The sequence below is a fragment of the Planococcus faecalis genome, from assembly GCF_002009235.1.
GTDB classification, from domain to species: Bacteria; Bacillota; Bacilli; order Bacillales_A; family Planococcaceae; genus Planococcus; species Planococcus kocurii.
Map to the genome: position 1 here is coordinate 2,854,591 of NZ_CP019401.1, position 21,067 is coordinate 2,875,657.

General features: G+C 42.4%; 20 protein-coding genes. 8 read left to right on the forward strand and 12 right to left on the reverse strand.

What is annotated here, in order from left to right; genetic code table 11:
* Nucleotides 1–8 precede the first annotated feature (8 nt).
* Both bshB2 and AJGP001_RS14200 read left to right on the forward strand, forming a co-directional pair.
* Nucleotides 9–698: a bacillithiol biosynthesis deacetylase BshB2 gene (gene bshB2 / locus AJGP001_RS14195; protein WP_071153015.1), complete on the forward strand. Its 690-nt coding sequence runs from the start codon at nucleotides 9–11 to the stop codon at nucleotides 696–698.
* A gap of 156 nt (nucleotides 699–854) precedes the next feature.
* Nucleotides 855–2,207 carry a YjiH family protein gene (locus tag AJGP001_RS14200; protein ID WP_071153014.1) on the forward strand — a complete coding sequence of 451 codons (1,353 nt, stop codon included), beginning with the start codon at nucleotides 855–857 and terminating at the stop codon, nucleotides 2,205–2,207.
* Between the two features lie 48 nt (nucleotides 2,208–2,255).
* Here AJGP001_RS14200 and AJGP001_RS14205 read toward each other — a convergent pair whose 3' ends face one another.
* Nucleotides 2,256–3,200: an L-threonine 3-dehydrogenase gene (locus tag AJGP001_RS14205; RefSeq protein WP_058384405.1), complete on the reverse strand. Its 945-nt coding sequence runs from the start codon at nucleotides 3,198–3,200 to the stop codon at nucleotides 2,256–2,258.
* A 452-nt stretch (nucleotides 3,201–3,652) separates the two neighbouring features.
* Between AJGP001_RS14205 and AJGP001_RS14210 the strand changes: the two genes are divergently transcribed.
* Genes AJGP001_RS14210 through AJGP001_RS14220 form a run of 3 tightly spaced genes read left to right on the forward strand, consistent with a single transcriptional unit; the run spans nucleotide 3,653 to nucleotide 5,936 of the window.
* Nucleotides 3,653–4,468: an amino acid ABC transporter substrate-binding protein gene (locus AJGP001_RS14210; protein WP_071153013.1), complete on the forward strand. Its 816-nt coding sequence runs from the start codon at nucleotides 3,653–3,655 to the stop codon at nucleotides 4,466–4,468.
* Entirely contained in the window at nucleotides 4,455–5,156 is a 702-nt protein-coding gene (locus AJGP001_RS14215) for an amino acid ABC transporter permease (RefSeq protein ID WP_058386841.1), read from the forward strand. The genes AJGP001_RS14210 and AJGP001_RS14215 overlap by 14 nt, the downstream gene beginning before the upstream one ends.
* 36 nt (nucleotides 5,157–5,192) lie before the next feature.
* Nucleotides 5,193–5,936 carry an amino acid ABC transporter ATP-binding protein gene (locus AJGP001_RS14220; protein ID WP_078080677.1) on the forward strand — a complete coding sequence of 248 codons (744 nt, stop codon included), beginning with the start codon at nucleotides 5,193–5,195 and terminating at the stop codon, nucleotides 5,934–5,936.
* A 210-nt stretch (nucleotides 5,937–6,146) separates the two neighbouring features.
* Here AJGP001_RS14220 and AJGP001_RS14225 read toward each other — a convergent pair whose 3' ends face one another.
* The gene (locus AJGP001_RS14225) at nucleotides 6,147–7,259 is read right to left on the reverse strand and encodes a mandelate racemase/muconate lactonizing enzyme family protein (protein ID WP_071153012.1); all 1,113 of its coding nucleotides are present in this window, start codon (nucleotides 7,257–7,259) and stop codon (nucleotides 6,147–6,149) included.
* 98 nt (nucleotides 7,260–7,357) lie between these two features.
* Here AJGP001_RS14225 and AJGP001_RS14230 point away from each other — a divergent pair, with 98 nt between their 5' ends.
* Nucleotides 7,358–8,563 (forward strand): M20 metallopeptidase family protein, encoded by a 1,206-nt coding sequence (locus AJGP001_RS14230; protein ID WP_078080678.1) that lies wholly within the window; start codon nucleotides 7,358–7,360, stop codon nucleotides 8,561–8,563.
* 119 nt (nucleotides 8,564–8,682) lie between these two features.
* Here the strand turns inward: AJGP001_RS14230 and AJGP001_RS14235 are convergent, their stop codons facing one another.
* From AJGP001_RS14235 to AJGP001_RS14270, 8 genes are all read right to left on the reverse strand, one after another.
* Nucleotides 8,683–9,873 (reverse strand): glycine C-acetyltransferase, encoded by a 1,191-nt coding sequence (locus AJGP001_RS14235; RefSeq protein ID WP_058384400.1) that lies wholly within the window; start codon nucleotides 9,871–9,873, stop codon nucleotides 8,683–8,685.
* Nucleotides 9,874–9,965: 92 nt separating this feature from the next.
* Nucleotides 9,966–11,099, reverse strand: a complete 1,134-nt coding sequence (locus tag AJGP001_RS14240; protein WP_071153011.1) for a bifunctional cystathionine gamma-lyase/homocysteine desulfhydrase — start codon at nucleotides 11,097–11,099, stop codon at nucleotides 9,966–9,968.
* Nucleotides 11,096–12,031: a PLP-dependent cysteine synthase family protein gene (locus tag AJGP001_RS14245; protein WP_071153010.1), complete on the reverse strand. Its 936-nt coding sequence runs from the start codon at nucleotides 12,029–12,031 to the stop codon at nucleotides 11,096–11,098. Before AJGP001_RS14245 ends, AJGP001_RS14240 begins: the two co-directional genes overlap by 4 nt.
* An 11-nt stretch (nucleotides 12,032–12,042) precedes the next feature.
* Nucleotides 12,043–12,516 (reverse strand): S-ribosylhomocysteine lyase, encoded by a 474-nt coding sequence (locus AJGP001_RS14250; protein ID WP_071153009.1) that lies wholly within the window; start codon nucleotides 12,514–12,516, stop codon nucleotides 12,043–12,045.
* A 12-nt stretch (nucleotides 12,517–12,528) separates the two neighbouring features.
* Complete coding sequence (locus AJGP001_RS14255; protein ID WP_058384396.1) at nucleotides 12,529–13,164, reverse strand: class I SAM-dependent DNA methyltransferase; 636 nt, start codon at nucleotides 13,162–13,164, stop codon at nucleotides 12,529–12,531.
* Nucleotides 13,165–13,389: 225 nt separating this feature from the next.
* Complete coding sequence (locus AJGP001_RS14260) at nucleotides 13,390–14,031, reverse strand: YczE/YyaS/YitT family protein (RefSeq protein ID WP_058384395.1); 642 nt, start codon at nucleotides 14,029–14,031, stop codon at nucleotides 13,390–13,392.
* Between the two features lie 66 nt (nucleotides 14,032–14,097).
* A complete protein-coding gene (ybaK, locus tag AJGP001_RS14265; protein ID WP_078080679.1) occupies nucleotides 14,098–14,589 on the reverse strand; it encodes a Cys-tRNA(Pro) deacylase in 492 nt (163 codons plus the stop codon).
* 63 nt (nucleotides 14,590–14,652) lie between these two features.
* Entirely contained in the window at nucleotides 14,653–16,812 is a 2,160-nt protein-coding gene (locus tag AJGP001_RS14270; RefSeq protein ID WP_078080680.1) for a DNA topoisomerase III, read from the reverse strand.
* Between the two features lie 254 nt (nucleotides 16,813–17,066).
* Between AJGP001_RS14270 and AJGP001_RS14275 the strand changes: the two genes are divergently transcribed.
* Nucleotides 17,067–18,014: an NERD domain-containing protein gene (locus AJGP001_RS14275; protein ID WP_078080681.1), complete on the forward strand. Its 948-nt coding sequence runs from the start codon at nucleotides 17,067–17,069 to the stop codon at nucleotides 18,012–18,014.
* A gap of 188 nt (nucleotides 18,015–18,202) precedes the next feature.
* Here the strand turns inward: AJGP001_RS14275 and AJGP001_RS14280 are convergent, their stop codons facing one another.
* Entirely contained in the window at nucleotides 18,203–18,766 is a 564-nt protein-coding gene (locus AJGP001_RS14280) for an NADPH-dependent FMN reductase (protein ID WP_071153157.1), read from the reverse strand.
* A gap of 134 nt (nucleotides 18,767–18,900) precedes the next feature.
* On the reverse strand, nucleotides 18,901–20,724 hold the full coding sequence (locus AJGP001_RS14285; protein WP_071153156.1) for a cation:proton antiporter: 1,824 nt from the start codon (nucleotides 20,722–20,724) through the stop codon (nucleotides 18,901–18,903).
* A 146-nt stretch (nucleotides 20,725–20,870) separates the two neighbouring features.
* Between AJGP001_RS14285 and AJGP001_RS14290 the strand changes: the two genes are divergently transcribed.
* The gene (locus tag AJGP001_RS14290) at nucleotides 20,871–21,053 is read left to right on the forward strand and encodes an SE1832 family protein (RefSeq protein WP_058384389.1); all 183 of its coding nucleotides are present in this window, start codon (nucleotides 20,871–20,873) and stop codon (nucleotides 21,051–21,053) included.
* The last annotated feature ends 14 nt before the right edge of the window (nucleotides 21,054–21,067 follow it).

Below are 21,067 nucleotides of genomic sequence, written 5' to 3' on the forward strand. Positions count from 1 at the left end.
GACACATAATGACAATTCCACACGAACGTCATGTGCTGGTCGTCTTCCCTCACCCGGATGACGAAGCATTTGGTGTTTCCGGAACGATCACGACACATATTCAACAAGGCACCCCTGTTACATACGCTTGCCTAACACTTGGCGAAATGGGACGCAACTTAGGCAATCCGCCCTTTGCTACGAGAGAATCGCTCCCTGTAGTCCGCAAAAAAGAGCTTCAAGCTTCTGCAGACGCAATGGGATTAACCGATCTTCGAATGATGGGCTTGCGTGATAAAACCATTGAGTTTGAAGATGATGAGAAAATGGTTAAGATGATGACGGATTTGATTGAAGAACTCAATCCTTCAAAAATCATCACCTTTTACCCGGACTTTGCGGTCCATCCAGATCATGAGGCAACAGCACGCGCTGTTGTTCGTGCTGTCCGCCGAATGAAAGATCGGCCAACACTTCACGGCGTAGCTTTTGCAAATAATACGGTGGAGATGCTCGGCCAACCTGATGTCGTTTTTGACATCCGTGAAGTCCGTGAGCAAAAAATGAATTCCATGAAAGCTCATATTTCACAAACAGCTTGGATGCTGGAAGAAATGGAACATAAGCTTCAGCAAGGTGATACTGCTACAGAAAACTGGTTAACCAAAGAACGTTTTTATCATTATCGCTGGCACGAAGATTTCGAAAAATCCTTCTAAAAAACACCCTTCAACTTTTTCTCAGTTGGGGGGTGTTTTTTTAAGGCATTTTCAGATAATATAAACATTGGTTATAAAAGCGTTTACATAGGGGAAAGCGTTGTATAATCAGTTATTATTATGTGTATTCATGCACGGAGAAAAGGGGAATTATTTGTGAAAAAGTTTTCTACTTCAACATGGTTATTGTTTTTGATTCCTTCTTTACTCGGAATCCTCCTGTTTTTAGTGCCAATTCCAACTGAAGATGGCTGGATGGTAACTATAGCAGTTCTTGCTAACCTTATGGCTGGAGCGATCGAATCCATCGTACCGTGGATTATGATGGGCATTTTAATCGTAGCCGCTCTCGGTTCATTGTTCTTTATCACTAAAAAAGTTAATGAAACTGACTATGTTTCATTTATCGACAAGCTCTTTAATGTCAATCTATTTTGGACGATTGTTCGGATTCTCGGCGCGGTTTTTGCGGTTATGGTGTTGTTCCAAGTCGGTCCTGAACCTATCTGGAATGAAAATACCGGCGGACTTCTTTTATCTGGAGATGGTTTACTGTCTTTCCTTTTCACTATTTTTCTTTTTGCTGGATTGTTTCTTCCCCTCTTGATGAACTTTGGCTTATTGGAATTTTTCGGTACGATAATGGTAAAAATCATGCGTCCACTTTTCCGCTTGCCAGGTCGCTCATCTATTGATGCTTTGGCGTCATGGGTTGGAGATGGTACCATTGGTGTTTTATTGACAAGCAAGCAATATGAGGCAAACAGATATACGCAGCGTGAAGCAGCGATTATCGGAACCACGTTCTCCGTTGTTTCGATTACTTTTGCTATTGTAGTCATACAGGAAATCGGCCTCGGCACCTATTTCCTTCCGTACTACGCTACTGTTATCTTAGCAGGTGTTATTTTGGCATTGATCATGCCACGCCTTTATCCACTGACAAACAAATCGACTACGTTCATGGACGGGTCACCTCAAGATTCTCAATCTGAAGATGTTCCACAAGGCTATAATGTCACTTCTCACGGAATTGAAAATGCTTTGACAAAAGCTGAAGAAAATCGTTCAGTTAAAAAGTTTTTTGAGGATGGTTTTAAAAACGTACTAGATATGTGGATTGGTGTTGCACCAGTTGTAATGGCATTTGGTACAATTGCATTGATTTTAGCCGAGTATACACCTGTATTCAGCATTCTTGGTACACCGTTTGAACCCTACCTGCGATTGCTCGGTGTTCCAGAAGCAGCTGAAGCCGCTCAATTAATGGTTGTTGGCTTTGCTGATATGTTCTTACCTGCTATTCTTGGTGCAGACATCGAGTCTGAAATGACACGTTTTGTCGTCGCTACCATGTCCGTCACACAATTGATTTACATGTCCGAAGTTGGTGGATTGTTACTTGGATCTAAAATCCCTGTCAACATCCTGGACCTGATCATCATCTTCTTGCTTCGTACAATTATCGCTTTGCCGATTGTTGTAGGCGTTGCGCACTTGTTGTTCTAATCTACACAAAATGCCATCCGCAAATTGCGGATGGCATTTTTTATTGTCTTAAACTAGTTGAAGCTTTTTTTTTAGCTTTTCTAACATATCGACAGTCATTGCATCTAAGTCATATGACGTTTTAAAGCCCCATTCGGCTTTCGCCGCCGATGCATCGATATTGTCTGGCCAGCTATCTGCAATTTCCTGTCTCACCGGATCAACTGCGTAAGACATTTTAAAGTCGGGAATGTGCTTTTGGATAGACGCTGCAATTTCTTCAGGCGTGAAACTCATTGCTGTTACGTTAAATGCGTTACGGTGAATTAATTGATCTGAATCTGCTTCCATTAAGTCGACAATCGCTTGCAGCGCGTCAGGCATATACATCATGTCCATAGCTGTTCCTTCTGCAATATATGAAGTGTAGCTTGCTTTTTCAATTGCTTGGTAATAAATATCGACTGCATAATCAGTTGTGCCGCCGCCCGGTTGTGCTACGTTCGAAATGAGCCCGGGGAAACGAACACCGCGTGTATCGACACCAAATTTCGTGTGATAATAATCGCAGAGCAATTCACCAGCTACTTTATTAACGCCGTACATTGTTGTTGGACGCTGTAACGTATCTTGTGGCGTATCTTTCTTAGGTGTTGAAGGACCGAACGCTCCGATAGAACTAGGCGTAAAAAATTGCATTCCTAGCTTGCGAGAGGCTTCAAGTGCATTTACAAGCCCCCCCATGTTCAAGTTCCAAGCAAGTAATGGTTTTTCTTCAGCAGTCGCTGATAATAGAGCCGCCATATGAACCATCGTGTCTGCACCGAAATCTTTTGCTAAATCGTACATTCTCTGTGCATCTGTTACATCCAAAATTTCAAAAGGTCCTGATTGATCGGCAGTTTGACGTATATCTGTTGCTAAGACATTATCATTGCCATATATGCTGCGCATTTTGCCAACAAGTTCTGACCCTATTTGTCCTAAAGCACCCGTAATCATAATTCGTTCCATTTCCAACACTCCTTTTCCCCAAAAACATTTGTCCTGTCTAAAAACACAAAAATATCCCTATAAACCTTGTCAATTAAAGCTTTCCTATTAAGTCATTATAAGATGTTCTTTTTAAAAATACAAATATTTTCTTCGAAATCCACCTGAATAGCTACTTCTATTGATGAAATAGCCTTTGTAAGTCTTTGATCATTGATAACCCAAAAATTTCGGACTTATTTTCTATGTCTGCACGGTTGGAGAACAGGAAAATACATGCTATAATAGACCAACTTTAGGATTTCTTTTTTTTAGTCAGCAATTGTTCTTTTTTTTAGCTTTAAAACCAACTATACAAGTAGGTTAAATAAACTTTGTATTTTGGTTGTCTAGCTTAGGAAAAAAATAAGAAGATACACATTCAAAAAGAAATTATCTAGATTAAAACTACAAAGGAATTGAGGAGATTATTGATGAAAAAATTTAGTTTAACGTTTTTATTAGTAGGAATAATGTTCGTTTTAGCTGCTTGCAGCGGTTCAAAGGAAGAAGATCCAACGACAGATGATGCCAATAAATCCGAAGACGATGTATTGGCTAAAGTCCAAGAAGAAGGAACGTTGGTCATTGGTACAGAAGGCACATATCCGCCTTTCACGTTCCATGATGCCTCAGGAGAACTCACTGGTTTTGATGTTGAAATTGCACGTGAAGTGGCTGATCGCCTCGGCGTAGAAGCTGAATTCCTTGAAACACAATGGGATGCCATGTTTGCAGGGTTGGATGCTGGCCGGTTTGATATGGTAGCCAATCAAGTCGGTATTAATCCAGAACGCCAAGAAAGCTATGAGTTTTCAAATCCATACATTACGTCGACTGCAGTCCTAGTAGTCGCTGAAGATAATAATGAAATTAAAAGCTTCGAAGATTTAAAAGGTCAGTTGTCTGCACAATCGCTCACAAGTAACTACGCTGAAACAGCAACTTCTTTTGGCGCAGAGCTTGAAGGGGTTGAAGGATTTAACCAAGCGATTGAATTATTGAATTCTGGTCGCGTGGATGCAACCGTTAACGATAATTTAACCGTTTTGGATTTTCTGAAACAACGTCCAGATGCGAAAGTAAAAGTAATAGATAAATCAGAAGATGCTGCACAAAGTGGGCTACTATTTAGAAAAGGCAGCGGCGCAATAGTAGAGGAAGCAAACCAAGCACTAGCTGACATGATTGAAGACGGCACGTACGATGAAATTTCAGAAAAATGGTTTGGTGAAAATGTACTTGAATAGTATTTTTTCTGATCCGGTCAGAATGGAACGACTTGTGGATATTGCGCAATCCTCATTTCTTCCTTTGATCGAAGCAACACTTCAATTTACATTACCTTTATCGATTATCTCTTTTATTTTCGGTTTGATATTGGCGGTTTTGACAGCGCTGGCTCGAATTTCCACAGTTAAGATTTTTCAACTTATCGCACGTGTTTATGTTTCCATTATTCGTGGGACACCTTTACTCGTTCAATTGTTCATCTTATTTTATGGATTGCCGACACTTGGCATCACAATCGATCCATTCCCAGCAGCAGTCATTGGTTTTTCGCTGAACGTCGGCGCTTATGCGTCTGAAGTGATTCGAGCAGCGATCTTGTCCATTCCAAAAGGGCAATGGGAGGCAGCCAATACCATTGGCATGTCCTACACGCAATCGCTGCGGCGCGTCATTTTGCCACAAGCATCGCGCGTTTCTTTGCCTCCCTTGTCCAATACCTTTATCAGTTTAGTCAAAGATACGTCTCTTGCTTCCCTAATTTTAGTTACCGAAATGTTCAGAGTCGCACAGCAAATTGCCGCAACCAATTATGAATTCCTGCTATTATACGGTCAAGCGGCATTGCTGTACTGGGTCATTTGCTTTGCCTTGTCATTAGTCCAAGGCAGGCTCGAACATCGTTTTGACCGTTATGTTTCCAGATAATACACGCAGGTTACTGAATGCAGTAAGGAGTTCAATATGATTTCAATAAAAAATTTGCATAAAAAGTTCGGTCAACTCGAAGTATTAAAAGGCATCGATACAGATGTTCAAAAAGGACAAGCAATTGTCGTGATTGGTCCCTCTGGTTCTGGAAAAACGACATTTCTACGGTGCCTAAATACGTTGGAAACCCCAACTTCGGGTTTAGTAACAATTGGTGAACAAACGGTCGATTTCGCTAAACCATTATCAAAAAAGCAAATCATGGCTTTTCGTAAACAATCCGCCATGGTCTTTCAGCATTATAATTTATTTCCTCACATGACCGCTCTTGAAAATGTCATGGAAGGACCCATTACTGTTCAAAAACAAAACAAAAAACTAGCTAAACAAAAAGCAGAGCAATTGCTCATAAAAGTTGGGCTCGGCGAAAAAATCAATGACTACCCGTTCCAACTGAGTGGTGGTCAACAACAGCGCGTCGGTATTGCGCGAGCGCTAGCACTCGAACCGAAAGTCATGCTCTTCGACGAACCAACATCTGCACTCGATCCCGAATTAGTTGGGGAGGTGCTACAAGTTATGAAAGATTTAGCCGCTGAAGGCATGACAATGGTTGTCGTGACACACGAAATGCGCTTTGCCAAAGGCGTCGCTGACGAAGTATTGTTTATGGACGAAGGACGCATCGTCGAACGCGGCAAGCCGGAAGACATTTTCAATCACCCAACTGAAGAACGAACCAAACGCTTTTTGAGTTTAATTCAAGATACGGATTAACAGAAAAGCACAAGCTGCCGTGTAGATTCGACGGGCGTAAGACGCTCTCGCGAAGCGACGTCTCGTCAGTCGCATAGTGAGAGTGGCTTAAGACCCTAGAATCTGGCTGCTTGCGCTGGACAACCAGAAAAGCGCAAGCTGCCGTGTAGATTCGACTCTTATAAACAGAAAAACTCGCACCCCTTGTAAGGGATGCGAGTTTTTCTGTTTCTACTCAATTACACATGACTTTACTGTTAGTTTGTCTAGCTGTGCTTGATCTATTTCTATACCTAAACCCGGCTTGCCTGATAACAATACATATGGATGTTCATAAGTTAAATCGCCAATTTCTTCGCTAAAGAGCAATGGTCCGGTTAATTCTGTGCTTTCGATATTGATACGTGCCATCGCAACGTGATAGCCTGCTGCTGAAGCAACAGATGATTCTACCATCGAACCGATTTGGCACAACATGCCAGCGGCTTCAGCAGTCTTCGCCATTTGCGTAGCATAGAAAATGCCGGCACATTTCATTAGCTTAATGTTAATAACATCTGCTGCTTGCAAACGAATAATTTCTAGCAAGTCTTCCATCGATTGAATACTTTCGTCAGCCATAATTGGGACGGCTGTCTTTGACCGGACTTCTGCTAATCCGCGAATATCCCCCATACGGATTGGCTGTTCAATCCAGGCAATGTTAGCCTCCTCGAGTTGTTTAATCGCTGCGACTGCAATGCCTGGTGATTTCCATCCTTGATTGACATCAACACGGATTGGCACGTCGCTACCGACTGCTTGACGAACAGCTAAAATTCGCTCTACGTCTTCTTTTGCTTGTCCTTTGCCTACTTTCAATTTCAAGGAAGCATAACCCATTTCGACAGCGTGCAACGCTTTTTCCGCCATAATTTCAGGCGCTTCGATGCTCAGCACTTTGGGATAATCCAAATATGCAGTTGCTTGTCCACCAATTAAATTGTAAACTGGCTGTCCCACTGCTTTGCCCATTAAATCATAACAAGCAATATCCACAGCGGCTTTTGCAGCTGAGTTACCTGTCATTAAGGCAGTCATTTTCGAATGAATCGCTTCGATGTCGAATGGACTCAGCCCGATAATTGCCGGGAGGAATTGTTCTTTCAACACTTCAAATGCCGAAGTAAAATACTCTCCCGTGACATGCTCATCTGGAACTGCTTCGCCGTAGCCGGTCAGTCCGGTATCCGTTTCTAATACGACAATCAATGCTGGCATATCTGGATAAGTTGCGTAAGAAATAATAAATGGTTCGTTGAGAGGAAATCTGACCGCGTGTAACGTCGCTTTTGTAATTTTCATTTAAGAGCCTCCAATGGATTTAACTTGTTGTATACTTATACTATAGTGAACTTTATGAATAATTGATAATTTATTTGATAATCAAAGGAGTTTTGAAAATGACAATCATACAACAAATCGATTCGTTGTTCGAAGAGATGGTAGAAATTAGAAGATACTTACACATGAATCCTGAGTTGTCGCATCAAGAAATCGCGACTCCTGCTTTTATTGCAGAGCAACTAGAAGCAATGGGCGTTGACGTTCGTCGTAATGTTGGTGGACGAGGGGTCGTTGGAACAATTCGTGGTGGCAAACCGGGCAAGACGATCGCGTTCCGTGCCGATTTCGATGCGTTGCCGATTGAGGATCAAAAAGATGTCTCGTATAAATCTACGGTCCCTGGTGTTATGCATGCTTGTGGACACGACGGACATACCGCTGCGTTACTTGGTTTTGCAAAAGCGATGGTCGCGATCCAAAAAGATTTGCCTGGAACCATCGTGTTAATCCATCAATTTGGTGAGGAACTATCACCAGGCGGGGCACGTGCCATGATTGAAGATGGTTGCTTAGACGGGGTCGATGCAGTTTTCGGTGCTCATTTGCAGAGCAAGATGGATGTGGGTCGCGTTTATTTGCGGGATGGCTTTTTGCAAGCTTCTGAAGATGCTATCAAAATTACCGTCCACGGTTCTGGAACTCATGGCGCAGAACCTCATCAAGGCATCGACCCGATTTTAGTAGCGAGCCATATTATGGTCGCGCTTCAATCCATTGTTAGCCGTAACGCCAATCCATTAAAAGAATTGGTCGTTTCTATCGGTAAATTCCATGCGGGTGATGCTGATAACGTTATTTCAAGCAAAGCTGTTTTAGAAGGCACCATTCGTGTCTTTGATCCTGAGCTTCGCATACTTGCAGGACAACGTTTACGGGCAATTGTGGAAAATGTCGCCATAGCGATGGGCGCCACTGCCGAATTGATCATCGAAACGGGCTACGACTCGCTTTGGAATCACCTCACTGAAACGGATATTGTTCGTGCCGCTGCACGCGGCGTGCTGGGAGATGAACATGTAGTGGAAATCGATCCGATTATGCCAGTTGAGGATTTTACGTATTATACGCAAGCTAAGCCAGGCGCGTACTTTTTTGTTGGCGCCAAAATGGATGATAGCGAATTGGTTTACCCGCATCATCATGAAAACTTTGATTTTAATGAAAATGCCATGTTGATGACGGCAAAAGTCTTTGCTGCGATTTATTTTGAGGCGCAAGAAAAGGCTTTGGACAGTATTCGGGTTGATTTGGACAGTATTTGAGAAATTTGGACAGTATTTTGCACGATTCGGACAGTATTTGGTCCAATCTGGACAGTATCGCCTTTATTTGGAAATAAAAACAAGCCAAGCGGCATGCCGCTTGGCTTGTTTCGTATTTTTTAGTTGATAACGCCTAATGCTTTGCCGACTTTTTCGTAAGTCGCGATCGCTTCATCTAACATTTCTTTTGTGTGAGCCGCTGTTGGCATATTGCGTACGCGTCCCGTGCCTTTTGGAACTGTTGGGAAGACGATTGATTTTGCATAAACGCCTTCTTCAAATAAGCGCTTCGAAAATTCTTGTGTTAACTTCTCGTCGCCGATGATGCAAGGTGTGATTGGTGTTTCGGAATGACCGATGTCAAAGCCTAATGCGTCTAGACCTTTTTTCAAGTAATCGCCATTTTCCCATAGCTTATCGTGCAATTCTGTTGAGTCAATAATCATTTGTACCGCTGCAGTAATCGCTGCAACGTCTCCTGGAGTTACCGCTGTTGAAAACAAGAACGGACGTGAACGCACTTTTAACCAGTCGATTAGGTTTTTCTTACCGGCTACATAACCACCGACAACGCCGACTGCTTTAGATAAAGTTCCCATTTGCATATCGATTTCTTTTTCAAGACCGAAATGTTTTACAGTTCCTTTTCCTTTGCCCGTTACGCCTGATCCGTGTGCATCATCCACATACGTAATCAAATCAAATTCTTTTGCGATTTCAACGATTTCTGGAAGTTTGGCAATATCCCCATCCATCGAGAAGACGCCGTCTGTGATGACCATCACTTTATTGTAAAGGCCAGATTCTGTTGCTTCTTTTGCTTTCATGCGCAAATCTTCCATATCCGAGTGTTTAAATGCGATGATTTTCGCTTTCGATAAACGGCAACCATCGATAATCGATGCGTGGTTTAATTGATCCGAAAGAATCGCATCGTTTTTATCCATTACAGCTGAAATCGCCGCCATGTTGCAGTTAAAACCAGATTGATAGGAAATTGCTGCTGCTGTTCCTTTGAATTCAGCAAGCTTTTCTTCTAATTTTACGTGTAAATCAAGTGTTCCGTTAATTGTACGAACCGCGCCTGCGCCAACACCGTATTTATCGATTGCGTCTTTTGCTACTTGTTTCAAGTCTTCGTTTGTCGCAAGTCCTAAGTAGTTATTTGAAGAAAGGTTGATCAGGTCTTTGCCGCGAACTTTAATGATCGCGCCGTTTGGTCCTTCAACCGGGTCAATTTCATTGTAAAGACCTTGCTCTTTTAATTCTGTTAAGTTCTCATCTAAAAATGCATCTAGTTTTTTTGACAATGTCCTCTTCCTTTCAAAACGAAATTCTGTCTCTATCTTACCATACGGTCATTTTTTCCAAAAGAAAAAGCGGACCGAGGTCCGCTTTCTACTCATTTTAATGCATACGCTAGGTCTTCAATCAAATCTTCTACATCTTCTATTCCGACTGAAATTCGCACCAAACCTTCTACAATACCTAACTCTGCACGGCGTTCAATTGGAATCGATGCGTGTGTCATTTGCGCTGGCACAGAAATTAAACTCTCAACTGCCCCTAAGCTTTCGGCCAACGTAAAGTATTTCAATTTCGCCAGTAATTCTCCTGCTTTTTCTTTACTGCCGACATCAAACGAAATCATGCCGCCAAAGCCCGTCGCTTGTTTTTGCATTAATTCGCGTCCCGGGTGACTTTCAAGTCCCGGATAAATCACTTTTCCAACAGCGTCATGTCCTTCTAAAAATTCCGCGATTTTTTGAGCATTAGAGTTCGCTTCTTCCATGCGCAAGCCTAGAGTTTTTAATCCACGAATAAGCAACCACGAATCTTGCGGTCCTAAAATTGCCCCGATCGAATTTTGCACAAAGTGAACTTCTTCTGCAAGCTCCGCTGAATTAACAACAACCAGTCCCGCCACAACATCACTATGTCCGCCAATGTATTTTGTCGCACTATGCAAGACAATATCTGCACCTAATTTAATTGGGTTTTGTAAATAAGGCGTCATGAATGTATTGTCAACAATCGTTACTAAGTTTTTCGACTTCGCAAATGCTGCAACAGCTTCAATATCCGTTACTTTTAGCAATGGGTTGGTCGGTGTTTCAATGAAAATCGCTTTTGTGTTTTCTTTTACAGCGGCTTCTACTTCTGCTAGGTTTCCAGTATCCACAAAAGTAAATTCTAAGCCAAAGCGGTTTAATACTTTATTGATGACACGGTAAGTTCCACCGTATACATCATCGGTTAACACGATATGGTCACCTGCTGAAAACAACATCATAACTGATGAAATAGCGGCCATCCCTGAGCCAAATGCAAATCCAGCATGACCGAATTCGACATCTGCTATCAATTCTTCCAGTGCGTGACGTGTCGGGTTTCCGGTACGTGAATATTCATAGCCTTTAAATTTCCCGACCGCTTCCTGCTTATACGTGCTCACTTGGTAAATCGGTGTCGATACAGCGCCTGTTGCTTCGTCGCCGACAATGCCACCGTGGATTAATCTCGTTTTTGGCTTCATTGCTGTTCCTCCTCAAAACTTCTATCGTAAATATGTTGACTCATATAGCGTTCACTTGAATCGGCAAACACCGTCACGATATGACTTCCAGGCTTCGCATTTTCGGCTTCGCGTAACGCTGCTACAAATGCCGCTCCTGACGAACTACCAACCAATAAGCCTTCTGTCTTCGCTAGTTCTCGAACTGCCATGAATGCATCTTTGTCCGTAATTGTATGAATCGCTTCAAAATAGCTTTTATCCATATAATCCGGCAAAAATTCCATGCCGATGCCTTCGGTCAAATGAGGTCCTGATGACCCACCGTTTAATATTGAGCCTTCTGGTTCCACAATGACCGTTTTTATCGATGGCTTTTGCGATTTTAAATAGCGAGCAGTCCCCATAAAAGTTCCACCTGATCCAGCACCCGCAACAAAAATATCAATTTCTCCGTCTAATGCAGTCCAAACTTCCGGACCAAGTGTTTGAACATAAGTTTGTGGATTCGCCGGGTTGGAAAATTGAGAAGGTGAGAAGGCATTTTGCTCTTTAACCAATTGCTCGGCTTTTTTGATGGCACCTTTGATGCCTTCTTCCGTCGGTGTGTTAATGACTTCTGCTCCTAATGCGCGCATCAAACCTTGTTTTTCTTGGCTGAACTTTTCGGGTACCACAAATTTCACGTGATAGCCTTTGCCAATTGCAGCAATCGCTAATCCAATGCCAGTGTTGCCAGCAGTTGGCTCTATGATTGTGCCGCCTGGCTTCAAGACACCACGCTTTTCGGCATCTTCAATAAGCGAAACGCCTAATCGGTCTTTGACGCTTCCGCCTGGATTGAAATATTCAAGCTTAGCAAAGATGCGGCAACCGTTTGGGATTTTACTATGCGTTAACTCTAGTAATGGTGTGTTCCCGATCAATTGTTGAATGTTCGTTACATAATTCATCAAGATTCTCCTTAGTTCGCTGTTTCAGCGAATACTTGAGTCCATTGATCTTTTTTCGCTAACATTTCACGCGCCAATTCTTTCGCGCCTTCTAAGCTATGACTCGCAGCCCAACCACATTGAACTTCATTGCATGCTGGCACTTCGTCTGCCTCTAAGACGTCTTTTAATGTATTTTCTAATATTTGAAGAATTTCATCATAATCATCCAAATTAATAACAGACAAATAAAATCCTGTCTGGCATCCCATTGGCCCAATATCAACGATGTTATCAGAATGATTGCGACTGTGTTCAGCCATCATATGTTCAAGCGAATGAAGTCCAGGCATTTCCATATGCTCTTTGTTTGGTTGCTTGAAACGGATGTCGTATTTGCGAATCGTATCGCCTTTAGCTCCTGTTTTTTCTCCAGCTAAACGGACATATGGTGCCACTACTTTTGTGTGATCCAAGTTAAAGCTTTCAACATTCATTTTTTTCATCTCTATCGCTCCTTAGATTTTAGTTGCTTCAATCAGAAAGACATAGTTGTTCATCTTCGACAACTTTACGGTAAACCCTGCTTTTGTAATCAACTCTTCTAGTTTTGGAACCGTCGTGTAGTATTCACGGTTCAAGTCTTCTACTAAATTAAGATGACCTCTATTTTGTTCAAACGCAATTATTTCCTGTTTGGCTCTTTCTGAAACGAATACAGTGTCTGCAAAAATTACTTTTCCGCCTCTTGGCAGTTGATCGGCATAAAGTTGAAAAGCTTGGGCTTTTTCTGTATCCGTTAAATGATGGAACGCATAAGAACTGACAAAGCTTTGCGGTGAAATTCCGGCTTCAAATTCCAAAAAATCTCCGTCGATTACTTTTAAGTCTGCCATTTTTTCTGCAGTTACTTTACGCATCGCTTGGTTGGGTTCGATTCCTACTACTTGCAACCCTCGTTCAAGAAGTTTTTCAGTCAAATTCCCGGTACCGACACCAAACTCGATAACTGGCTCACTGGCTGCATCAGCCACTGCCTGCAAGATTTCGTTGTATTTTAAGAAGACGTCTTTGTATTCCTCGTCTTTTCCACTAACTGAATCATCATACGTATGAACCCACTCATCAAATATTTCTACAAATTCTCGACCCATAAAATCCTCCGTTAAATTCGTATTTTATAAAACCAATAGACTTACTAGGTTTTATTTATAACATATTGCCGTATGGGTTTCAACTATCGTGAGTTGTGAAATGCATTAGTATCTTTAATTTGGATGCGTTAAAATTGAGGCACAAAAAAGCCCGGCAACCAATGCCAGGCTCTACTTGTAGTTAGACTTCACATCACTTTAGAATAAGTTACACACGCCTAACTCTTAAACTTTCAGAACGGGCGGCAGATTTTCTTTTTCACCGATCAGTGTTACTAACAATCTTTCAAATTGAGGCAAAGAAACTTGTACAATTCTACCAGTTAACAAAGCAACGGCAATGGTTCCAATGCCAACAGGTCCACCGAGCAACCAACCCAGTAATGCCACTCCTACTTCAATTCCTGCTCGAACGACACTAATACTAAGTCCTGTCTTATCAACGAGCAGCATCATCAAGCTATCCCGAGGACCTGCACCAATTTTCGGTGATACGTAAAGACCGACGCCGTAGCCTGAAATAATAATTCCGGCAGACAAAATCACAATTTGTCCGACCAAGGTTTGAATATCAGGAATTAAAAAATTAAAAACATCGATAAAGACTCCGACGAGCAACATATTTAAAAAAGTACCGATTTGCGGGATCCTTCGCGTAAAGAAAGCCGTACTCCCAATCAGTGTGAAACCGGCAATGACTGACCACGTACCAATGGTCAGTCCAAATTTTAAATACAATCCGACGTGTAGCACATCCCACGGCCCAATTCCTAATTTGCTGCCTTTTATGGTCATTGTAAAGCCAAGAGCAAGGACAATCAATCCAACGATAAAGAACAGCCAGCGATAAAATAGCGAACGCTTCATCAACATCCTTCTTTCTTTTATTGTGATATGAAAAATCCACCCATTCAACGCGAATGGATGGATGCTCTATTGACTTGATGCTGTCAACTCGGCAAACTGACCAGTTGTTGCAGCCAGCAGTTCATTAGGAGCTAGTTTCAGCTGAACACCAATTTTACCAGCAGAAACGATTATTTCATCTAGTTGTCCAGCTTCTGAGGAAATGAAGGTCGGGAACGGTTTTTTCATGCCAACAGGAGAGCAACCCCCACGAATATAGCCAGTTAATGTCAAGATTTCCTTGACCGGTAGCATTTCGATTTTCTTTTCACCAGTGGCTTGGGCGGCTTTTTTTAAATCCAATTCTTCTGCAACGGGTATGACAAAGACGTAAGCCTGTTTTGATGCCCCCGTTGCAACCAGCGTTTTGTATACAAATTCTACAGCAAAACCAATTTTTTCAGCGACAGAAACTCCGTCTACTTTGCCGTCTTCTGTACGGTAATGAAGCAGTTCGTAATAGATTCCACTTTTATCAAGCATACGTGCTGCATTGGTTTTCACCATTTTCTTCGCCATAACCTCTCCCCTTGCTTTGAAAAGATTCTTTAGTCACAGCATATCATCATACGCCTCAAGATTCTATTCGCTTTGACCTAATAATTTTTTCAAGGCTTCGGCCATTGCGGTATTTTGAGGGGCTTCATCTTGCTGGTTCAAGTATTTATTGACGTCTTTTTTGTTGGCTTTGGATTGACCGGATTTTTTGCGTTTCTCAAATGCTGATAGTTTTTCACGATGACCACATTTGCAGACGAAAATCTTGCCGTCTCCTTCACCTTGCAATTCCAATTTTTTATGACAATTTGGGCAGCGCGCATTGGTTTGCATCGCCACTTGTTTTTTATAACCACATTCACGATCTTGGCAGACGTTCATCTTGCCACGCTTACCGTTGACTTCAAGAAGCGGTTTCCCACAATCCGGGCACATTTTGCCAGTAATGTTATCGTGTTTGAATTTCTTATCGCTCTTTTTAATATCTGACACCGATTTTTCAGCAAAGACAATCATTTCTTTTATGAAGTCTTCTTTTTTCAATTGGCCTTTCGCAATTTTCGTTAATTGCTGCTCCCAATCGGCGGTCAGTTTCGGCGACTTTAAGTCTTCCGGAACAAGCTCCAGCAACTGGCGACCTTTTGACGTAATCGTCAAATCTTTGCCTTTTTTCTCGATCAAAAAGGTATTAAATAATTTATCGATGACGTCAGCTCGTGTGGCTACTGTGCCGAGTCCGCCCACTTCGCCAAGCGTTTGAATCACTTCTTTTGTTTCGCCACTCATAAACTGCGCTGGATTTTCCATGGCGCCAAGTAACGTTCCTTCATTGAAAAATGCAGGTGGCTTGGTTTTGCCATCTGTTAATGCAATGCCTTTGAGCGTCAACGATTGACCTTTTTCAAACGCTGGCAACGTCGTGTCGTTGTCCTCGCCGTCATCTTTGTAAATGCGTTTCCAGCCTTCATTGCGAACGGTATTGCCTTTTGCTTGGAACGTTTCGCCTCCAGCCGTTAGCTTGACCGTCGTTTGATCATATTCGTATTGCGGATAAAATACAGCAAGAAACCGTTTGACGATCATGTCGTATAATTTATGCTCTTTGTCTGATAATTCGTGCAGCGGTGGTGTTTCTTCCGTCGGGATAATGGCATGGTGATCGGATACTTTCGCGTCATCAATGACGCCATTTTGCGGAGCCACTGGATTTTTCAAAATCATTGCCGACAAACTGCGGTACGGTCCGACTTGCACTGCTTTTACGCGATCTTTTAACGTATCGCGCATATCACTCGTTAAATGTTTCGAGTCTGTACGCGGGTATGTCACGATTTTATAGCGCTCGTATAAATTTTGCAGCGTGTTAAGTGTTTCTTTCGCCGACCAGCTATAGCGCTTATAAGCTTCTTTTTGCAGTTCGGTCAAATCAAATAAAGGCGGTGCTGGCTGACGTTTCGGCGTGATTTTAATGTCCGTCACGGTGCCTTCATGTGTGTTTTCGAGTTTGTTGAATAGCTTGTCAATTTTTTCTTTATCAAATGATTGTGTCGAGTTGCCATCTGTCCAAGTGAATTTTGCTTGATCGGTGATGGCTTGCATACCGTAATAAGGTTTCGGTTGGAAGTTGCGAATTTGCTTTTCGCGTTCCGCAATCATCGCAAGTGTCGGCGTTTGTACGCGCCCTGTTGATAATTGTGCGTTGTATTTAACAGTTAGTGCGCGTGTTGCGTTAATCCCGACGACCCAATCCGCTTCTGCGCGTGCAACAGCCGCTGCATATAGATTTTCGTAAGCACGCCCGTCTTTTAAGTTGTTAAAGCCGTCTTTAATGGCTTTGTCGGTTACCGACGAAATCCACAACCGTTTTACCGGTTTATGTGTATTGGTTTTCTCTAAAATCCAACGTGCGACAAGCTCCCCTTCGCGGCCTGCGTCTGTTGCGATGATGACTTCTTTGACATCGCCGCGCTGTAATTGAGATTTTACCGCATTAAATTGTTTCATCGATTGTTTGATTGGCACTAATTTAAATGGTTTTGGAATAATCGGCAACGTATCCATTTTCCACTCTTTAAAATCATTGTTGTATTGCTCTGGCTGCGCATGCGTCACCAAATGGCCGAGTGCCCACGTGACGATATACTGTTTGCCTTCTAAATAGCCGTTGCCTTTTTGCTCGCACCCTAATACACGCGCAATGTCACGTGCGACGGATGGCTTTTCTGCTAAAACGATTGATTTCATTTATATTCACCCTCATTTCTACTGTGATTAGTGTAACATTTTCTGTTGGGACTGGCTTTTCAGAAGTATTTTTGGGGGTTGGACAGTATTTCTCGAATTTGGACAGTATTTGGTGGAATTCGGACAGTATTCTAACGAATTTGGACAGTATTTCATCCAATCCGGACAGTACTTCCATTAACTTCAAATTCCACTTGCACAACACGCTCATTCTAGCTATATTTAAAGTAATTTCACATAAAGGAGAGGATCGATTGATCATTAAAACACGCATAAAGCCCCCTCAAATTTTCCAACTGGAAAGTTTGCTTCAACGAATGCCCACTGTCCATCCCCGACATCCCCACTGGACAGAAAAACTCCGTCGCATCACCGCCGGATATCACGGCGAATTGCGCGTAGACTCCTTTTGGCACGAAATCGACCTCTCGTTACCGCATTATTTCATCCACGACTTGTTCATTCAAAAAGAGATGTCTTCCCATCAAATTGATAGTGTTCTTGTGACTAGTCGATTTGTATTGGCTTTGGAAATCAAAAGCATTTCTGGCTTGCTCAATTTCGATCCTACTTTGAGGCAATTTTCCAGAACCAATAAAGACGGCAGCATTGATGGCATGAATAATCCAGACGATCAATTGCGCCGCCACGAAAAGTGGCTGGAACAATTTTTACGCAAGCAACGCATCCAGCTGCCTGTTGTCGGCGCCATCATTTTTACGTACCCATCGTCTGTGATTCAATCTCGCGCAGGCAGTCGCATCATGATTCAGTCATCTGGACTACCACACCTCATGGAACAATTGTTGATTCTTCACCCGCACGATGTATTATCTCAAAGAAAAACAGAGTCACTGGCGAAAAACTTACTCGCGCTCTATTCAATAAAACCATTTACGTCACTTGGACTTACGGATTCATTTCCACCTGGTGTGTTATGCCCCAACTGCCCATATTGCCTGCTCCATTATCGTGGTGGAAAATGGCGTTGTAATGCATGTCTGCATGCTGATCCTCTCGCGCATCTTGATGCGCTCAGGCAATACCGCAGTTTGGTCAAACCGACAATCAGCAGCCGAGAATTTCGCGATTTTACAGGAATCACGTCTCCTTCGATTGCTTCGAAGCTCTTAGCGAGCACGAAAATGCCTTATCACGGCCGTTTTAAAGATCGGCAGTATGTGATTCCCGAGGCGTTTTAGCGTTTCGACAGTATTTTCGTAATTTGGACAGTATTGGGTGGAATTCGGACAGTATTCTAGCCAATTCGGACAGTATTCTACTCCTTTTCGACAGCAAGCCCAATTAGTGGAATAAAACCTAAACCCATTTCAAATAAAATCCAAAAAGAAGAAACCTCCCACATCCGGGAGGTTTCTTCACTACCTTATTAATGATTATCCAATGTTTCTTTCGACAAATGTTTGCTCATTTCAGCATATTGCACGAAAACACGTGCCAATTCGCGCAAGCGATTGTGAACGTCTTCACTGACAATCGTATTGGTTTCGTCAAAATGACTCGTATGCGTGTATACATAGTTTGGCGTTACAAGACAGCGGAAGTAATCAAGAATCGGCTTTAACTGATTTTCAATCACTAAGTGATGCTGATACGTTCCACCATTTGCCACGATTGATACCGGTTTGTAACGCATCGTGCGCGGGTGAAGCATATCAAATGTATTTTTCAACACACCCGGAATGGATCCTTGGAAAATCGGTGTTGCGATGATATAGCCATCTGCTTCTTCAAAACGATGAACCATTTCTTGCATGCTGTCATTGTATTCACCAAGCGGTCGCCCATCAACAAACTGATGATCGTAATCAGCTAACTTTAATAATTTTAACTCAATTTCAGGATTGGTTTCATTAATATAAACTTGAATTTGTTCCAGAATGGCACCGGTTTTTCTGCCGATGATCGTGCCGTCTACTAATAAAACTTTCATACTCTCTTGTCCTCCTCAAAATACGTTCTTGCTGTCGACTGCATCTACTTGCAGCATCGCAATAACCTGTTTGTCTTCATCATAACAAACCCTGTTTCACATTACGTACCTTAATTACTTTTGAGAGAGAGATTTCATTCTTTAGTCTGAGTTCCGTTTTTTGAACGTTTGCTTTCTAAACGTTCCTGCGTTCGCTCAGATTCGGGAGAAGATGCAGTAAAGCTGACGATGATGTCTCCAGCTTTTGGCTCGAGTTTGTTGTTTTCTGCAAAAAACTCAATTTTGCCTTGGGCGTATTGAACAAACAAAGGAATGGTATCGTTAGACCATTTTGTCTTGAAATCTTCATAAGTAAACTGCTCCGACAATTGTGTTTTGCGCATCGTGTAGCCTGCTTCTGCTTTTGTTTCCAACTTATGGATGTTCCATTCTTCTCCAAATAATGTTCGACCACTCAATGAGGAATGAAAATCGCCTGGGTCGCCTTCTTGAATCGCTGTCTGGTAAAGATTTGCACGGCCCATTTCTGGAACAAAATTATTAACGACGAGCGCGTTATACGAATCAGTTCCAGTCGCAACCACCATCGTTTCATACGGCGTTAAATCAACTTCATAATCAGTGTGTTCCGATAGAATTTCACCAGCATACGTCTTTAGTCCCATTTGATGGGCTTCTTGCAAACGCCCCCAAGAGGAATCTATAATCAAAACGCTTTTTTCAAGATCCGCTAATACTTTGCCGAGTTTTGTCGCGAACCGGCTAGCACCGATAATAATGACCCCTGGATCGTCAGCTGTCGCAAGTCCAAGCTTTTTGCCAACCCAGCCAATCGTAAAGCCGTGGACAATCACAGTAGAAAAGACCAGTGCAAATGTTAAAGCGGTCAACAACTCCGCATCCGCAAAACCAGCTTCCAGCAAGACGCCTGCAAAATACCCCGAGACGGTCAATGCGACAATGCCACGAGGTGCGATCCAGCCAACCAGCGTTTTTTCTTGAATCGTCAAGTCCGTCCCAATGGTCGACAACCAGATGGATAAAGGTCGAACGATAAACAGCATTGCCAATACAAAGGAAATCACTTGCCAATTAAAGATACCGATCAAGACCTCTAAGCTAAGCGAAGCCGTGAGCATGACGAAAATACTAGAAATCAACAAGACAGAAATATTTTCTTTAAAATGACGCATATCGTTAATAGACGCAATGTTCATGTTGGCCATAATCATTCCCATTGCTGTAACTGCTAGTAGTCCTGTTTCGTGCATTACAATGTCTGATACAACGAAAACCAATAACACTACACCAAATACCATCGGAGCTTTGAGGAATTCTGGAACTTGTCCTTTTTCGAACATCATTCCCATTAGCCATCCTGCTCCAGCACCGAGTGCCACAGCAAACAATGATGCCAAGAAAAATAAGCCAAACGCAGCTGCAGTCTCATCACCAATGGCAAACAACACAAATTGAAACGCAAACAAAGCGAGCAGCGCACCAAAAGGATCCACTACAATTCCTTCCCATTTCAAGATAGCTGCAGGACGTGATTTTAACTTAGCCTGCCGCAACATCGGTAAAATAACCGTAGGTCCGGTAACGATGAATAAGCCACCAATAACAAACGCTACACCAAACGATAGCCCAGCTATATAATGGGCTGCGAGAGATCCTGCAATCCAGGCGATAAAAGCACCAAGTGTAACGATTCGTAAAATGGGTTTGCTAAAGTTACGAATTTCTTTAAAATTTAAATTCAAACTGCCTTCAAATAAGATAATGGCAACCGCTAACGAAATAAACGGATTAAACAATTCTCCAAAACTCTCTGCAGGGTGAATCACTTCAAAAATCGGGCCTACGAGAAGCCCCGCAATTGACATCAGTACAATAGCAGGAAGCTGAAGACGCCAAGCGATCCATTGGGAAAGCACTCCCAGAAAAATAATAAGCATCAAGTCAAATAATAAGGTATCGATGGCAGGTCACTTCCTTTCGTTCTTTTTTGGCATTATACAGGTATTATATATTGAATGGGAATCGTAAAGCATTCAATTTCCGTGTTTTTGTGTTACACTGGTAGAAAAATAAGGGTGATTTTGTGAACAAGCAGGAATTGGAATATGCGATTGCTGAACTGAAGATGGATTATGTAAGCCATCAAGGTGATATCGAAAAGCTCGAAACGACTGGACACGCTGGCATGGTGGAGAAAGCAGAACTACGGTTAGAAAAAATGGAACGACAACTTGCGGAATTAAACCAAAAACTCGCGGATCTGTAACCGCGATTTTTTTT

What these genes read in the sequence shown, in the direction of transcription:
- bshB2 (WP_071153015.1), top strand. Translation starts at nt 9, where the DNA reads ATGACAATTCCACACGAACGTCATGTGCTGGTCGTCTTCCCTCACCCG.
- AJGP001_RS14205 (WP_058384405.1), bottom strand. Translation starts at nt 3,200, where the DNA reads ATGGAACGAATTATGATTACGGGTGCTTTAGGACAAATAGGGTCAGAA.
- AJGP001_RS14210 (WP_071153013.1), top strand. Translation starts at nt 3,653, where the DNA reads ATGAAAAAATTTAGTTTAACGTTTTTATTAGTAGGAATAATGTTCGTT.
- AJGP001_RS14215 (WP_058386841.1), top strand. Translation starts at nt 4,455, where the DNA reads ATGTACTTGAATAGTATTTTTTCTGATCCGGTCAGAATGGAACGACTT.
- AJGP001_RS14220 (WP_078080677.1), top strand. Translation starts at nt 5,193, where the DNA reads ATGATTTCAATAAAAAATTTGCATAAAAAGTTCGGTCAACTCGAAGTA.
- AJGP001_RS14225 (WP_071153012.1), bottom strand. Translation starts at nt 7,259, where the DNA reads ATGAAAATTACAAAAGCGACGTTACACGCGGTCAGATTTCCTCTCAAC.
- AJGP001_RS14230 (WP_078080678.1), top strand. Translation starts at nt 7,358, where the DNA reads ATGACAATCATACAACAAATCGATTCGTTGTTCGAAGAGATGGTAGAA.
- AJGP001_RS14240 (WP_071153011.1), bottom strand. Translation starts at nt 11,099, where the DNA reads ATGAAGCCAAAAACGAGATTAATCCACGGTGGCATTGTCGGCGACGAA.
- AJGP001_RS14245 (WP_071153010.1), bottom strand. Translation starts at nt 12,031, where the DNA reads ATGAATTATGTAACGAACATTCAACAATTGATCGGGAACACACCATTA.
- AJGP001_RS14250 (WP_071153009.1), bottom strand. Translation starts at nt 12,516, where the DNA reads ATGAAAAAAATGAATGTTGAAAGCTTTAACTTGGATCACACAAAAGTA.
- AJGP001_RS14255 (WP_058384396.1), bottom strand. Translation starts at nt 13,164, where the DNA reads ATGGGTCGAGAATTTGTAGAAATATTTGATGAGTGGGTTCATACGTAT.
- AJGP001_RS14260 (WP_058384395.1), bottom strand. Translation starts at nt 14,031, where the DNA reads ATGAAGCGTTCGCTATTTTATCGCTGGCTGTTCTTTATCGTTGGATTG.
- ybaK (WP_078080679.1), bottom strand. Translation starts at nt 14,589, where the DNA reads ATGGCGAAGAAAATGGTGAAAACCAATGCAGCACGTATGCTTGATAAA.
- AJGP001_RS14270 (WP_078080680.1), bottom strand. Translation starts at nt 16,812, where the DNA reads ATGAAATCAATCGTTTTAGCAGAAAAGCCATCCGTCGCACGTGACATT.
- AJGP001_RS14280 (WP_071153157.1), bottom strand. Translation starts at nt 18,766, where the DNA reads ATGAAAGTTTTATTAGTAGACGGCACGATCATCGGCAGAAAAACCGGT.
- AJGP001_RS14285 (WP_071153156.1), bottom strand. Translation starts at nt 20,724, where the DNA reads ATGCTTATTATTTTTCTGGGAGTGCTTTCCCAATGGATCGCTTGGCGT.